Below are 14,207 nucleotides of genomic sequence, written 5' to 3' on the forward strand. Positions count from 1 at the left end.
CGCCTTCCAATCACATCCACATACAGCTCAACCATGACCAGGCAGAATGCAGCATCCTTGCGCGTCGACCTCAACTCCGACATGGGCGAGGGCTTCGGCGCCTATCACATGGGCGACGACGAAGCCATCCTGAATATCGTCAGCTCCGCCAATATCGCCTGCGGCTTGCACGCGGGCGATCCTGAGATCATGGCGAAGACCTTCGCGCTGGCCAGGGAGCGCGGGGTTGCGGTGGGCGCCCACCCCGGCTTCCCGGACCTGTGGGGCTTCGGCCGGCGCATCATTCCGTTCAGCACCGGCGAGATCGAGCGGCTGGTCGCCTATCAAATTGGCGCTGCCCAAGCGCTTTCCGCGTACGCGGGCCATCCCATCACCTACGTCAAGGCTCACGGCGCCTTGGGCAACCTGACCCAGACCGACGCCGAGGTCTCTACCGCCATCGCCCGGGCGATCAAGGCGGTGGATCCGAAGCTGGTTTGCCTGACATTCGCGAATGGCCATCTTGAACGCATCGGCAAGGAGATGGGCCTGCGCGTGTGCGCTGAAGTGTTTGCAGACCGCGCCTACACCGACGAGGGCCACCTCGTGCATCGCAAGATTCCCGGCGCGGTGCTGCACGACGCGCACGAGGCCGCGGCACGAATGCTGCGGATGGTTCGCGCCGGCGCCATCGAAACCATCTCCGGCAAGCTGGTACCCGCGCCGATCGAGTCGATCTGCGTGCACAGCGATACGCCGGGGGCGATTGCCATGGCCGCGGAGGTGCGGCGCACGCTGGAAGAGGCTGGCGTCACCGTACGGTCCTTTAGCTGAGGTGGCCATGACGATGGACATCGATTTCGTGGAGCAGCTTATCGGCATCCTGGAGCGTTCGACGCTGTCGGAACTCGAGTACGCCGAGGATGGCGGGCGCATCCGGCTGGTGCGCTCAAGCAACCAGGGGACAGCCGGAACGTCGCCCGCGTTGGCGACGCCAGTGCAGGAAGCGCCCGCCCAGGCCCTTACCGCTTCCCCCATCCAGGTCGAGCCGAAGGCACGAACCGTATCGGCGCCGCTTGCGGGCTTGTTCTATTGCGCCCCTGCGCCAGGCCAGCCTCCGTTCGTGGCGGTCGGTGACCTGGTTGAAGAGGGACAACAGCTTGCCATCATCGAGGCCATGAAGATGCTGAATGCCGTGGAAGCCGATCTTAAGGGGCGGGTGGTCCGCGTTGCTGCCGCGGATGGTGCAGCGGTAGAAGCAGGCGCCCCGCTCTTTGCGATCGAGCCTGCCGGAGACGGCGATGTTTGAATCGGTGCTGATCGCCAATCGCGGCGAGATCGCGCTGCGGGTGCTGAGGGCCTGCCGCAAGCTGGGCATCCGGACGGTTGCCGTCCACTCGGAAGTCGATGCGAACCTGCGGCACGTCGCCCTCGCCGACCAGGCGTTGTGCATCGGACCAGCGCCAGCCGGCCGCAGTTACCTGGACCAGAACGAACTGCTGCTGGCCGCCAGGCTGTCGGGGGCCGAGGCCATCCATCCCGGGTATGGGTTCCTGTCGGAGAACGCGGATTTTGCTGAAGCCGTGGAGAACGCCGGGCTGGTATTCATCGGGCCCACCGCGGCCTCGATCCGGCGCATGGGTGATAAGGTCAGCGCCAAACGGGCCATGATCGAAGCCGGTGTCCCCTGCGTTCCCGGCTCCGAGGGAGCACTGACGGATGACTTGCCGGCAACCGCTACACTGGCCGAAACGGTCGGCTATCCCCTGATCGTCAAGGCGGCAGGTGGCGGTGGTGGGCGCGGCATGCGCATCGTGCGCGCCGCCAATGAGCTGGCACAGGCGGTCGCGATGACCCGGGAGGAAGCCGGGCGGGCCTTCAACAACCCGGAGGTCTATATCGAGAAGTTCCTCGAGCATCCCCGGCACATCGAAATCCAGGTGCTTGCGGACGCCCACGGCAATGCCGTCTGGCTGGGCGAGCGCGACTGCTCGATGCAGAGGCGCCACCAGAAGGTCATCGAGGAATCCCCGGCACCCGGCGTTTCACGCGAGGAAATCGCCAGGATCGGCGAGCAATGTGCCCGGGCGTGCCGGCATATCGGCTACCGTGGCGCTGGCACCTTTGAGTTTCTCTATGAGGATGGCGCCTTCTTCTTCATCGAGATGAACACCCGGGTGCAGGTCGAGCATCCGGTCACCGAACTGGTCACGGGGATCGACATCGTCGCCGAGCAATTGCGCATCGCACGCGGGGAACCGCTTTCCTTCCGGCAGGAGGATGTGGTGTTTCGCGGGCATGCCGTGGAATGCCGCATCAACGCGGAACATCCATGGCGGTTCACGCCGGCTCCCGGGCGCATCACGGCGTGGATTCCCCCTGGCGGTCCCGGGATACGCGTGGAATCCCATCTCTATGCCGGGTACGCGGTGCCACCGAACTATGACTCGCTGGTTGCAAAGCTGCTGGCACATGGCGCCACACGCGAGGAAGCGATCGCGCGCATGCGTGTGGCGCTGGATGAAATCGTGCTGGGCGGCATCGACTCGAACGTGGCGCTGCACCGGGTACTGATGGACGAGCCTGGCTTCACCCAAGGCGGATATGACATCCATCATCTGGAACGATGCCTGGCACAGGGCCTTGGGGAGGCGAACTGACATGAATCTGGAAGATATCGAGCGGCTGGTTCAGCGCCTTGATGGCAAGCCGATTGCCAGGCTGGAACTCGAACTGGAAGGGAAGCACCTGGTGTTGCAACGTCCGGCGGACGGCGACGGGGTGGGGTCTGATGGCGCCAGTCAAGGTATGCCTCAGGCAGAAACCCCGGGCGCGGCGCTCGATTGCATACGAGCGCCCGCGGCAGGCGTGTTCTACGCCAGTCACCCGCTGGCGGAAGAGACCTTCGCGCTGGCCGACCGCACCGTCGAGGCCGGCGAGGCAGTGGGCTACCTGCGTGTCGGTTCAGTGCTCAGTGCGGTGAACGCCGGAGAGCGCGGCGTGCCAGGGGAGCAGCTTGCCGAAAGCGGTACGTTGGTTGGCTTTGGGCAGGCGCTTTTCGCGTTCGAGAAGGCGTCATAGGCGCCAACAGCTCTCTGCCCGATAGCTTCTTCACATGCGGCCGGGTTGCTCCCTCTCCCGCTTGCGGGAGAGGGAGCAACCAAATGGTGGTTCAAAGCATGACATCCACCCAAATGCCGTTCCAGGCTTGCCACTCGTGCGTCCGCCACCACTCACAGGGGCGCCCGTAGTACGGCCGCGTGCGAAATCTGCGCACCCTGCGCCAAATCTACCCTGCGATTGACGCGGTCTACACCAGGCAACGCGGCGCCTGGAATTCGATCACGTCCTTGATGACGTCGCGCATCTCCGTGATCAGCAGGCGCGCATCGTCGCGACGCCATTGCACGACATAGTGCAGCGGTTCCAGCGCGCCCCCCTTCTTCAGGATCTGCAACACCCCGCGCGCTTCCAGCGCCTCTGCCCATTGCTTCGGCATGAAGGCGAAACCCAGTCCCTCCGCCACCATGCCGACCACGGCGCCCCAGCTGTTGCACACCAGACGACGGTTGACCGCCATGCCGCGGCTCGCCAGCCACTGGTCGAGCACCCGCGTGCCGCCCGCGCCGACCGGCAGGGATAGCAGCAATTGCTCCGCCATCAGCCGCCGCGGATCGTCGGTGCCGGTCTTTTCGATGAAGGGCTCGGTCGCAACCCAGACAAAGTCGACCTGTGCGATCCGTTCCGACGCGAGGCTGCTGCGCGATGACGGCCCGGCGATCACCGCGAGGTCGAGTTCGCCATCCTCGAGGCGCTGCTCCAGCACCTGACCGATATCGACGTAGGGCTCAAGCTGAAGCTCCGGATGCCGGATGGCCGCCTGCCGTACCAGCCGGGGCAGCCAGGTCAGGCCGCTCAGTTCGCCCAACCCCACGCGGCAACGGCCTTGCAGGCCACGGCTCTGCCCCGCCGACTGCTGCAGCTCAGCCGCAACCCGCAGCAGCTCGCGGATACGCGGCAGCATCTGCTCGCCCTGCGCCGTCAGTTCGGCACGGCGGCCGCTTCGGTCGAACAGCTGCACGCCGAGGGAGGTTTCAAGCTCGGCCACCCGCTTGGACAGCGAGGACACGGACAGGTGGCAGCGCTCTGCGGCGACTGAAAAGTTGAGGCAGGTCGCGGCCCAGTAGAAGGCTTCCAGTTGCTTGAGGGTCATGGGGTCAGGGCCGCGAGTGGCGATTGTCTGTTTCCTAAAAGCGAAATTATAGCTTCGTTATTTTTCGCTTTTATCGTCTCTTCGCGGTTGCTAGATTGGTGCCTAGTCGTCGCCTAGCCATCTCACATCGACCATGCCAGCCATCCAAGCCCCTGCAGCAGCGCCTTCCGCCAGTGCGGAAAGTGCCTCAATTGCCGCCGCTGCGCCGACCGCGCCAGCCCGAGGCGCAGCCGCGCTGCGCAGGCAAGTGCTTTCGCTGAACGACCTTGAACCGCTCGCCCGCCGCCGCCTGCCCCGGCCGCTGTACGCCTACGTCAGCGGCGCGGTGGAGGACAGCGTCTCGCTGGCGGAGAACCGCCGTGCCTTCGCCGAGATCGCGCTGCGGCCGCGCGTGCTTGCCGGCGTGGCCACGCGTGAACTGGGCTTCGAGCTGTTCGGCCGGCGCTATGCAGCACCCTTCGGCGTTGCGCCCATGGGCATCGCGGCATTGTTCGCCTACCGCGGCGATATCGTACTGGCGCAGGCCGCGCAACAGGCCGCGGTGCCGGCGATCATGAGCGGTTCGTCGCTGATCCGGCTGGAAGAAGTGATGGCGGCCGCGCCCGGGACATGGTTCCAGGCCTACCTGCCCGGCGACCTGGCGCAGATCGACGGGCTGTTGTCGCGCATCGAGGCGGCAGGCGTCGAGACGCTGGTGATCACCGTCGATACGCCCGTTGCGGGCAATCGCGAGAACAATGTGCGCGCCGGTTTCTCGACACCGCTGCGGCCGAGCCTGAGCCTCGCATGGCAAGGCATCGCGCATCCGCGCTGGCTGCTCGGCACCTTCGCGCGCACGCTGCTGCGGTATGGCATGCCGCATTTCGAGAATGCCTATGCGCACCGCGGCGCACCCATCCTGTCGTCGCGCGTGCTGCGCGACTTCTCCGACCGCGCGCATTTCACCTGGACACACCTTGAAGCCATCCGCCGGCGCTGGAAAGGCACGCTGGTGGTCAAGGGCATCCTGACCGCGGAAGACGCCTTGCTGGCGCGCCGGCACGGCGTGGACGGGATCATCGTCTCGAACCACGGCGGCCGGCAACTGGACGGCGCCATCGCACCGCTGCGTGTCCTGCCTGAGATCGTTGACGCCGTACCCGATCTGCCAGTGATGCTCGACAGCGGCGTACGCCGCGGCACGGACGTGATCAAGGCCCTCGCGCTCGGCGCGCGTTGCGTCTTTGTCGGCCGACCATTCGCCTACGCGGCGACAGTAGGGTCCACCCCCGGCGTGGCACACGCCATCGAATTGTTGCAGGCCGAGATCTCGCGCGATATGGCGATGCTCGGCCTTACCCGGCTGGCAGACATCGGCTCTGCCTGCATCCGACCTGCCACCTCCCCGCACATGCCCCCTCACCCGGAGACTTATCGATGAGCACGCTACACGGCTTCCGCATCCACCCCAAGCCGGCGCCAACCGTCAGCAACGCGCTGCTGGAGCGCTACCGCAGCTTCCCGGTGGCCAATGTCAGCGACGCAATGAGCCGCACCGTCGGCACCACGCAACTGCGGCCCTATCACCGGCGCGATGGCGTCATGGCCGGCCGCGCCCTCACGGTGCGCACCCGGCCTGGCGACAACCTGATGGTTCACAAGGCCCTCGACCTCTGCGGCCCCGGCGATGTGATCGTCGTCGATGCCGGTGGCGCCGGTCCGAATGCCATCATCGGCGAGATCATGCTGGCGCTGGCGATCGCGCGCGGCGCAGCGGGCTTCGTGATCGACGGCCTGATCCGCGACAGCGACACCATCGGCAAGGAAACGCTGCCGGTGTATGCGCGCGGGGTCTCGCATCGCGGCCCGTACAAGGATGGCCCCGGCGAACTGCACGTATCTGTCTGCATTGACGGCATGGTGGTGCGCCCCGGTGACCTGGTCCTGGGCGATGGCGACGGCCTGCTGGTCGTTGCGGCCGAAGACGCCGAGGAAATCGCCGCGCGCGTGGAGGACGTACAGCGCACCGAAGCAGCGGTGCTCGAATCGATCGCGCAAGGCCGCGCCGATCGCAGCTGGGTCGAGCGCACGCTGCGCGAGAAGGGGGTGGTATGAACGCGCCCCGCCTGCCGATGCCCGCCACCGGCACGGTGGTCCGTTTCGACCACTGGCTGGACCCGGCCTTCGACCGCATCATCACGGCCACGCCTGGCCTGACGCTGCACACCTGTGCCCGCGAAGGCGCCGGCGCGGCAGCGTGGGCCCGGCTGTCCACCGCCCATGTCTACCAGATCTCGGCCGCCAAGGACGAGATCCCCCGCCGCTGGTTCGCCGACGCCGCGCTGCTGGCGCGCTGCCCCGACCTGCTGGCGGTGTCGTCCAGTGGCTCCGGCTGCGACACCATCGACATCGATGCCTGCACCGAAGCGGGCGTCGCGGTGCTCAACCAGGCCGGCGGCAACGCCGACTCGGTGGCAGAGATGACGCTGGGCCTGATGCTGGCTGTGCTGCGCCGCATCGCCGAATCCGACCGCCTTCTGCGCGCGCACAACTGCGAGAGCCGTGAGGACCTGATGGGCCACGAACTGCGCGGCCGCACGCTCGGCCTGGTCGGCGTGGGCCACGCGGGCCGCCGCGTCGCCGCGCTCGGCCGCGCCTTCGGCATGCACGTGATCGGCTGCGATCCGGCGCTGGATGCGGCGGAACTGGCCGCACGTGGCGCACAGGCGGTGTCCTTCGAAGAATTGCTTCGCAGTGCCGACGTGGTCTCGCTGCATTGCCCGCGCGACGCCACCACGCTGCGCATGATGGACGCCGCGGCCTTCGCCGCGATGCGGCCGGGCAGCATCTTTGTCAGCACCGCGCGTGGCGGCATCCATGACGAGGGCGCGCTGCATGGGGCGCTGGCCAGTGGCCATCTTGCCGGGGCCGGCCTGGATGTGTGGGAGCAGGAGCCGCCGCCGCGCGAGAACCCGCTGCTCGTGCTGGACAACGTTGTCGCCACTTTCCACACCGCTGGCGTCACGCACGAAGCGCGGCGCAGGAACGCCGAACTGGCCGCCACTCAAATCGTCGCACTGCTGGCCAGTGGCGAGCGGCCCGAGCGGCTGGTCAACCCCGAAGTCTGGCCGCGTGCGCGCATGCGCATCGCGGCTGCGATGGAGGCATCGGTCACACCGTAGCCAACAGGCCGCGAACTATTCTTCACTCATAACAGGCCGGCGCAAGAGACCGGCGAGGAGACACCTACCATGCACCCCACTTCCAATCAAAGGCGCCGGCGCATCACCCTTCGTGTGGCCGGCGCACTCGCGCTGACCTGCTGCCTCGCCACCGCAACCGGCGCACAGGCAGAGGCGCCCTATCCCAACCGCCCAATCCAGATGATCGTGGCCTACGGTCCCGGCGGCGGTACCGACCTGGTGGCCCGCCTGCTGGCCCGCCACCTGGAGAAGCAGCTCGGCGGCGCCACGGTTGTGGTACAGAACAAGCCCGGCGCGGGCGGCGCCATCGGCTTTGCCGAACTGGCGCGGGCCGCACCGGACGGCTACACCATCGGCTTTATCAACACGCCGAACCTGCTGACCATTCCGATCGAGCGCAAGACCACCTTCACCTGGCGCAGCTTCGACCTGATCGGCAACCTGGTCGACGATCCGGGCGCCTTCACCGTGCACAACAGCGACCGCATCGACTCGCTGGCGGCGCTGGTGCGCCATGCCAGGGCGCATCCGGGAGAGGTGTCGGTCGGCACCACCGGCGTAGGCTCGGACGACCACCTCGCCATGCTGCTGTTCCAAAAGGCCGCGGGCGTCAAGCTGACCCATGTCGGCTACAAGGGCGCCGGCGACGTGCGTGCGGCGCTGGTGGGGCAGCAGCTCACCATCGGCGCGATCAACGTGGGCGAGGCGCTGCAGTACCAGAAAGGCGGCTCGCCGATCAAGTTCATCGGCCAGATGGGTGCGACACGAGCAGCCCTCGCCCCTAATGTGCCCACCTTCCGCGAGCAGGGCTTCGACATCGAGCTGAATTCGCTGCGCGGCCTGGCGGCGCCCAAGGGACTGCCTGAGCCGGTCAAGAAGAAACTGGTGGATGCCATGGCGCGCGTGGTCGCCGATCCGCAGTTCCGCCAGCAGGCCGAGGCGATGTATGCGCCGCTGCGCTATCTCGCGCCGGCGGCCTACAGCGCGGAGCTGGAGCGCGGCGAGGCGGGCTTCCGCCAGCTGTGGAAGGAGATGCCGTGGCAGGAGAACTGAGCGTGCTGGCGGCTATCGCTTAGTACTCTTTGCAGGCTTGCGCCCCGCATCCTTGCGTCGCTTCGGCGAGGCGTCATCTGCTGGCAATGCGGGGATCGCCGGATACTGATCGAAGGTCTGCTTGACGAGCTGCCGCAACCAGACGATCGCGGGATCGTGGTGAAAGCGCGGGTGCCAGTACTGGCTCAACGCGAACGGTGGCAAGGCCACCGGCGGTTTCACCACGCGCACCACGCCATAGCGACTGAAGACGTTGGCAAGCTCTTCGGGCACCGTGGCGATCAGGTCCGGCTCCCGGTCCATCAGCAGCGGCACGGTCAGGAAGTGCGGGGTGTGAATATAGACGCGGCGCTTCAGCCCGTGGCTTTCATATGCGGCGTCGTAGGCGGGGCTCGCGCGCCCCGCCAAACTGACCGCAATGTGCGGCATGGTCTCGAACTGCTCGACAGTCAGCGTGTCGCCAACCATCTTGTTGCGACTGCTGACGATGGTCACGAATCCATGCATGAACAGTTGCTGCTGGAACAGCGCCTCGGGCGCCATGCGCACTGAGCCCAGCACCAGATCCGCCTCGCCCGAGGCGAGCAGCGCCTCGATCTGCGGCATCGGTACCTGCAAGGTGCGCAGCGAGCAGCGCGGCGCGATGGCGCGCAGGCGTTGCATCAGCGGCGGCAGGAATACCAGCTCGCCCATGTCCGTCATGCATAGCGTGAACGTGCGCTGCATGGTCGCCGGGTCGAAGCTGGACTGTGGCAGCACGCGCGTCTGCATGGTCGTCATGACGTCGAGGATCGGCCCGGCCAGGCCCTCGGCCTTGGTCGTCGGCGTCATCCCGTGCGCGGTCTTGACGAACAGCGGGTCATCGAAATAGCTGCGCAGCCGGTTCAGCGCATGGCTCATCGCGCTTTGCGTCAGGCCGAGCTGCTTGGCCGCACGCGTCACATTGCGCTCGCGGAGCATGGCGTCGAATACGGCAAGCAGGTTGTAGTCGAATGGAGCGTTATGCACGGCGTACATCCTTACTATGTTCTGCATGCGATTGACGCATAGTGAGCCCCTGCCTAATCTCCTGTCAAGGCGGCCCAGAGAGGCCGCAAATCGATACAGGAGACAGAAGATGTTTGTCAGGAACACCTGGTATGTGGCGGGCTGGGACAAGGAAGTCGGGCCCAGCGACTTGTTCAGCCGGACCATCATCGGCATCCCCGTGCTGATGTACCGCGCGGAAGACGGAACGCTGGTGGCGATGGAAGACCGCTGTTGCCATCGCGGCGCTCCGCTGTCGGTGGGCCGGCGCGAAGGCGACTGCGTGCGCTGCATGTATCACGGGCTCAAGTTCGATCCCACCGGCCAATGCATCGAGGCGCCGGCGCAGCAGCGGATCCCGCCGCAAGCGCGCGTGCGGACCTTCCCCGTGGTCGAGCGCAATCGCTGGATCTGGATCTGGATGGGTGACGCGGAAGCGGCTGATCCGGCGCTGATCCCTGACACCCACTGGCTGGACGACTCGGCGTGGCGCAGCCTCGATGGCTACATCCACTACGACGTCAACTACCTGCTGATCGCCGACAACCTGCTCGACTTCTCGCACCTGCCCTTCGTTCATCCCACCACGCTCGGGGGCAGCGAGGACTACGCGGGCGTGCAGCCGAAGGTCGAGCGTCTCGACGATGGCGTGCGCATTATCCGCTGGACCATCGACACCGAGGCCCCGCCGTTTGCGAAGCAGGTCAAGGACTGGCCGGGCAAGGTCGACCGCTGGAACATCTACAACTTCACGCTGCCGGCAATCCTGCTGATGGACTCCGGCATGGCACCGACCGGGACCGGGGCACCGGAAGGCAGGCGCGTCGACGCCGCGGAATTCCGTGGCTGCCAGGCACTGACGCCGGAAACCGAGAACTCCACACACTACTTCTTTGCCCATCCGCACAACTTCGCGATCGACCAGCCCGAGGTCACCCGGTCCATCCACCAGAGCGTAGTGGCAGCGTTCGACGAGGACCGCGACATCATCACCGCTCAGCAGCGCTCGCTGGCACTCGCGCCTGATTTCAAGATGGTTCCGTTCTCCATTGACGCGGCCCTGTCCCAGTTCCGCTGGGTGGTCGCACGTCGACTGGAAGAAGAAGCCGCCCAGCGCGGGCAGGTGCGGCAACTGAAGGAGGCCTGACGTGATGGAACTGGTTGTCACCGGATTGCGCGCGGAAGCAGAGGGCGTGCTGGGCGTCGAGTTGCGCTGCCCGTCGCGTGCAGCGTTGCCAGGCTTTGATCCCGGCGCACACGTCGACGTGGCGCTTCCCAACGGCCTGACGAGGCAATACTCGATTGCCAGCTCGGCTGCCGATATCGGACGCTATTGCCTTGGCATTGGCCTGGCGCCAGCATCCCGCGGCGGATCGCGCTATGCACATGAGCAACTGCGAGTGGGCGATCGCCTGCAGGTCGGCACGCCGCGATCGTTGTTTCGGCTGGAAACGTCCGCGCCAGCACATCTGTTTATTGCGGGCGGCATCGGCATCACACCGATCCTCAGCATGATCCGCTGGTGCGTTGAGCATGGACGCGAGTGGCGTCTGTTGTATTGTGTGCGCTCGCGCGGCGCCGCCGCTTACCTCGACCGGCTCGCCTCCCATGCTGATCGCTTTGTCGTCCATGCCGATGACGAGCATGGCGGCGAACGGGTCGACCTGGGCGCTGCACTGCGCGAGATGCCTGCCGGCTGGCATGTGTATTGTTGCGGCCCCGGGCCGATGATGGACGCCGTGTCGGATTGTGCCCGGGAGGCCGGAATCGGGTCCGGCGCCGTACACTTCGAGCACTTTGGCGCCGATACCGACCGGAGTGACAAGCCTGACGGCGCGTTCGAAGTCAGCTTGCTGCGGCATGGCGGGCGTTTCACCATCCCTGCCGGTGACAGCATCCTGTCCGTGCTGGAAGCGAATGGCCTGTGCCTGCCGTCAGCGTGTCGCGAAGGCCTGTGCCGGAGTTGCGAAGTTCCGCTGGTTGCCGGCGCCGCGGACCATCGCGACTACGTGCTGGGCGAGGACGAGCGGGCCGCGAACCGATCCATCCTGATCTGTGTTTCGAGGGCGCAAGGCGGGGAGCTGGTGCTTGACCTCTGAGCGCACAGGCATGGACCGCGGTGCCTGCTGCGGTCCACGTCTGGATGTGTCAAAAGACGCTTCCGTCGTTGTCGCGCCGGATCACGCCGCCTTCTTCGCCAGCCCCAGATAGGTCTCGATCACCTTTGGATCGCTCGCCAGCTCATCGGCCGGCCCTTCCATCGACATATCCCCGGTCTCGATCACATAGCCATAGTCCGCCACCTGCAGCGCGGCACGCGCGTTCTGCTCGATCAGCAGCGTCGCCACGCCCGTCGTGCGCAGGTTGCTGATGATGTGGAAGATCTCCTTGACGATCAGCGGCGCCAGCCCCAGGCTGGGTTCATCCAGCATCAGCAGTTGCGGCTTGGCCATCAGCGCGCGGCCCACCGCGAGCATCTGGCGCTCGCCGCCGGACAGCGTGCCCGCCTCCTGTCGCGCGCGCTCGCGCAGGCGCGGGAACAAGTCGTAGACCACATCCATCTGGTCGAGATAGTTCTTCTCGCCCGCGCGCTTGCGGCGGAAGGCGCCAAGCTGCAGGTTGTCCTCCACCGTCATCGACGCGAACAGCTCGCGCTTCTCCGGCACCAGGCACATGCCGCGCGCGACGCGCCCCTCCACCGGGATGCCGGCCATGTCGTGGCCGAGGTAGCTGACCGATCCGCTTGACGAGCCGTTCACCGGCAGCGCGCCCATGATCGCATTGAGCATGGTCGACTTGCCGGCCCCATTGGGGCCGATCACGGTGACGATCTTGCCGGCTTCCACCTTCAGGTTGGCGCCGTGCACCGCCTCCACCTTGCCGTAGCGGACGTGGAGGTCCTTCACTTCGAGAATCAGGCTCATGTCGGGTCCTTACTCCACGCCACCGAGATAGGCTTCCAGTACCGCGGGGTTCTTCTGCACTTCCTCGGGCACGCCCTCGGCAATGCGCGTGCCAAATTCCATCACCACCAGCCGGTCGGTCAGGTTCATCACGAAGTCCATGTCGTGCTCGACCAGCAGCACGCTCATGCCCTCGCCCTTGAGCTTGCGCAGCAGCTCGGCCAGCGCCTGCTTCTCCTTGTAGCGCAGGCCGGCGGCCGGTTCGTCGAGCAGCAACAGCGCCGGGTCGCAGCACAGCGCGCGCGCGATCTCCAGGATGCGTTGCTGGCCCAGCGCCAGGCTGCCGGCTTCCATGTACATGCAGTCGGCCAGGCCTACGCGTTCGAGCTGGCGCTTCGCCTCGAACAGCAGCTTCTCTTCCTCGGCCTTGTTCATGCGCAGGATCGCAGCGGAGACGCCGCCCTGCGCGCGGAAGTCGCCGCGCAGGTGCGCGCCGATGGCGACGTTCTCCAGCACCGTCATGGTCGGCAGCAGGTGCACATGCTGGAAGGTGCGGCCGATGCCGCGCTTGACGATCTCGCGCGACGGCAGGCCCGAGATCACCTCGCCGCGATAGCGCACTTCGCCGCGCGTGACTGGCAGCACGCCCGTCACCAGGTTGAAGGTGGTGGACTTGCCGGCGCCGTTGGGACCGATCAGGCCGATGATCTCGCCGGCCCGTACCTGGAAGCTGACATCGTTCACCGCGACCAGTCCGCCGAACTCCTTGCGCGCGGCACGCACGTCCAGGATCAGCTCGCCGGCCTCAGGCTTCTGCCGCACGGCCAACGCCTCGGCTTGCGCCGGTGCCAACACCGCCGGGCCCGAAGGAAAGAGACGACGCAGGAACGGCCAGATGCCATCGCGCGCGTACTGCAGCAACAGCACCAGCAGCACGCCGAAGACGATGATCTCGAAGTTGCCGTTGGCACCGAGCAGCTTGGGCAACACGCCCTGCAGCACGTCCTTCAGGATGGTCAGGATGCCTGCACCCAGCACCGCGCCCCACACGTGGCCCACGCCGCCAACCACCGCCATGAACAGGTACTCGATGCCGTAGTTCAGCCCGAACGGCGTCGGGTTCACCGCGCGCTGCAGATGCGCGTACAGGAAGCCCGACACGCACGCGAGGATCGCCGCCACGACGAAGATCACCACCTTCATCCACGCCGTGTTCACACCCATGGCCTCGGCCATCACGCCGCCGCCCTTGAGCGCGCGGATGGCACGTCCCGGGCGCGAGTTCAGCAGGTTCTGCATCGCCAGCACGGACACCAGCACCACGGCCCAGATCAGGTAGAACATCGAGCGGCCCGACTGCAGCTCGATGCCAAGGAACGACAGCACCGGGATGCCGTTCAGCCCGTCATACTTGCCGAGGAATTCCAGGTTGCCGAACAGGAAGAACAACGACAGGCCCCACGCGATCGTCGCCAGCGGCAGGTAATGCCCGGACATGCGCATCGTGATCAGCCCGATGACATAGGCCGAGGCCACCGTGATCACCAGCCCCACCAGCAGCCCGAACCACGGCGACAGCCCGAACTGCGTAGTCAGGTACGCGGTGCTGTACGCTCCCAGCCCCACGAATGCGGCCTGTCCAAACGAGGTCATGCCGCCCACGCCGGTCAGCAGCACCAGCCCGATCGCCACGATGCTGTACAGCCCGATGTAGTTGCCCAGCGTGATCCAGAATTCCGGCGTGGGCAGTACCGGCAGCAGCAGGAGCATCGCCAGCAGCAACCAGCAGGCGAGGCGCCGCGCGGCGATCGCGTTTGCACGCGTGCCGGGTACGCCAGCGACACGCTGGTC

The 14,207-nt window shown here is 66.5% G+C and carries 14 protein-coding genes; 10 read left to right on the plus strand and 4 right to left on the minus strand.

What is annotated here, in order from left to right; genetic code table 11:
* Nucleotides 1-33 precede the first annotated feature (33 nt).
* The 4 genes from ABNX08_RS27290 to ABNX08_RS27305 are packed head-to-tail and all read left to right on the plus strand — an operon-like array spanning nt 34 to nt 3,060.
* Complete coding sequence (locus ABNX08_RS27290; RefSeq protein WP_041681799.1) at nt 34-813, plus strand: 5-oxoprolinase subunit PxpA; 780 nt, start codon at nt 34-36, stop codon at nt 811-813.
* 7 nt (nt 814-820) lie between these two features.
* Nucleotides 821-1,288, plus strand: a complete 468-nt coding sequence (gene accB, locus ABNX08_RS27295) for an acetyl-CoA carboxylase biotin carboxyl carrier protein (protein ID WP_022538824.1) — start codon at nt 821-823, stop codon at nt 1,286-1,288.
* The gene (gene accC / locus ABNX08_RS27300) at nt 1,281-2,639 is read left to right on the plus strand and encodes an acetyl-CoA carboxylase biotin carboxylase subunit (RefSeq protein WP_022538825.1); all 1,359 of its coding nucleotides are present in this window, start codon (nt 1,281-1,283) and stop codon (nt 2,637-2,639) included. The genes accB and accC overlap by 8 nt, the downstream gene beginning before the upstream one ends.
* 1 nt (nt 2,640) lies before the next feature.
* Nucleotides 2,641-3,060 (plus strand): hypothetical protein, encoded by a 420-nt coding sequence (locus ABNX08_RS27305; RefSeq protein ID WP_022538826.1) that lies wholly within the window; start codon nt 2,641-2,643, stop codon nt 3,058-3,060.
* A gap of 229 nt (nt 3,061-3,289) precedes the next feature.
* Here the strand turns inward: ABNX08_RS27305 and ABNX08_RS27310 are convergent, their stop codons facing one another.
* Nucleotides 3,290-4,192 carry a LysR family transcriptional regulator gene (locus tag ABNX08_RS27310; RefSeq protein ID WP_022538827.1) on the minus strand — a complete coding sequence of 301 codons (903 nt, stop codon included), beginning with the start codon at nt 4,190-4,192 and terminating at the stop codon, nt 3,290-3,292.
* Nucleotides 4,193-4,439: 247 nt separating this feature from the next.
* Between ABNX08_RS27310 and ABNX08_RS27315 the strand changes: the two genes are divergently transcribed.
* The 4 genes from ABNX08_RS27315 (at nt 4,440) to ABNX08_RS27330 (ending at nt 8,427) form a co-directional block, all read left to right on the plus strand.
* Nucleotides 4,440-5,612 (plus strand): alpha-hydroxy acid oxidase, encoded by a 1,173-nt coding sequence (locus tag ABNX08_RS27315; protein WP_022538828.1) that lies wholly within the window; start codon nt 4,440-4,442, stop codon nt 5,610-5,612.
* Nucleotides 5,609-6,286: an RraA family protein gene (locus ABNX08_RS27320; protein ID WP_022538829.1), complete on the plus strand. Its 678-nt coding sequence runs from the start codon at nt 5,609-5,611 to the stop codon at nt 6,284-6,286. Before ABNX08_RS27315 ends, ABNX08_RS27320 begins: the two co-directional genes overlap by 4 nt.
* Nucleotides 6,283-7,353 carry a hydroxyacid dehydrogenase gene (locus tag ABNX08_RS27325; RefSeq protein WP_022538830.1) on the plus strand — a complete coding sequence of 357 codons (1,071 nt, stop codon included), beginning with the start codon at nt 6,283-6,285 and terminating at the stop codon, nt 7,351-7,353. Before ABNX08_RS27320 ends, ABNX08_RS27325 begins: the two co-directional genes overlap by 4 nt.
* 69 nt (nt 7,354-7,422) lie before the next feature.
* Entirely contained in the window at nt 7,423-8,427 is a 1,005-nt protein-coding gene (locus ABNX08_RS27330) for a tripartite tricarboxylate transporter substrate binding protein (protein ID WP_022538831.1), read from the plus strand.
* Between the two features lie 12 nt (nt 8,428-8,439).
* Here the strand turns inward: ABNX08_RS27330 and ABNX08_RS27335 are convergent, their stop codons facing one another.
* Nucleotides 8,440-9,444, minus strand: a complete 1,005-nt coding sequence (locus ABNX08_RS27335) for a LysR family transcriptional regulator (RefSeq protein ID WP_022538832.1) — start codon at nt 9,442-9,444, stop codon at nt 8,440-8,442.
* Between the two features lie 100 nt (nt 9,445-9,544).
* On the opposite strand from ABNX08_RS27335, the gene ABNX08_RS27340 reads away from it, so the two are divergent.
* Both ABNX08_RS27340 and ABNX08_RS27345 read left to right on the plus strand, forming a co-directional pair.
* Entirely contained in the window at nt 9,545-10,600 is a 1,056-nt protein-coding gene (locus ABNX08_RS27340) for an aromatic ring-hydroxylating dioxygenase subunit alpha (protein ID WP_022538833.1), read from the plus strand.
* 4 nt (nt 10,601-10,604) lie between these two features.
* On the plus strand, nt 10,605-11,552 hold the full coding sequence (locus ABNX08_RS27345) for a PDR/VanB family oxidoreductase (protein ID WP_041681801.1): 948 nt from the start codon (nt 10,605-10,607) through the stop codon (nt 11,550-11,552).
* 81 nt (nt 11,553-11,633) lie between these two features.
* On the opposite strand, the gene ABNX08_RS27350 is transcribed toward ABNX08_RS27345, so the two are convergent.
* Entirely contained in the window at nt 11,634-12,377 is a 744-nt protein-coding gene (locus ABNX08_RS27350) for an ABC transporter ATP-binding protein (RefSeq protein WP_022538835.1), read from the minus strand.
* A gap of 9 nt (nt 12,378-12,386) precedes the next feature.
* On the minus strand, nt 12,387-14,126 hold the full coding sequence (locus ABNX08_RS27355; RefSeq protein WP_374063729.1) for an ATP-binding cassette domain-containing protein: 1,740 nt from the start codon (nt 14,124-14,126) through the stop codon (nt 12,387-12,389).
* Nucleotides 14,127-14,207 lie beyond the last annotated feature (81 nt).

The sequence above is a fragment of the Cupriavidus sp. DF5525 genome, assembly GCF_040149425.2.
Classification (GTDB): Bacteria; Pseudomonadota; Gammaproteobacteria; order Burkholderiales; family Burkholderiaceae; genus Cupriavidus; species Cupriavidus pickettii_A.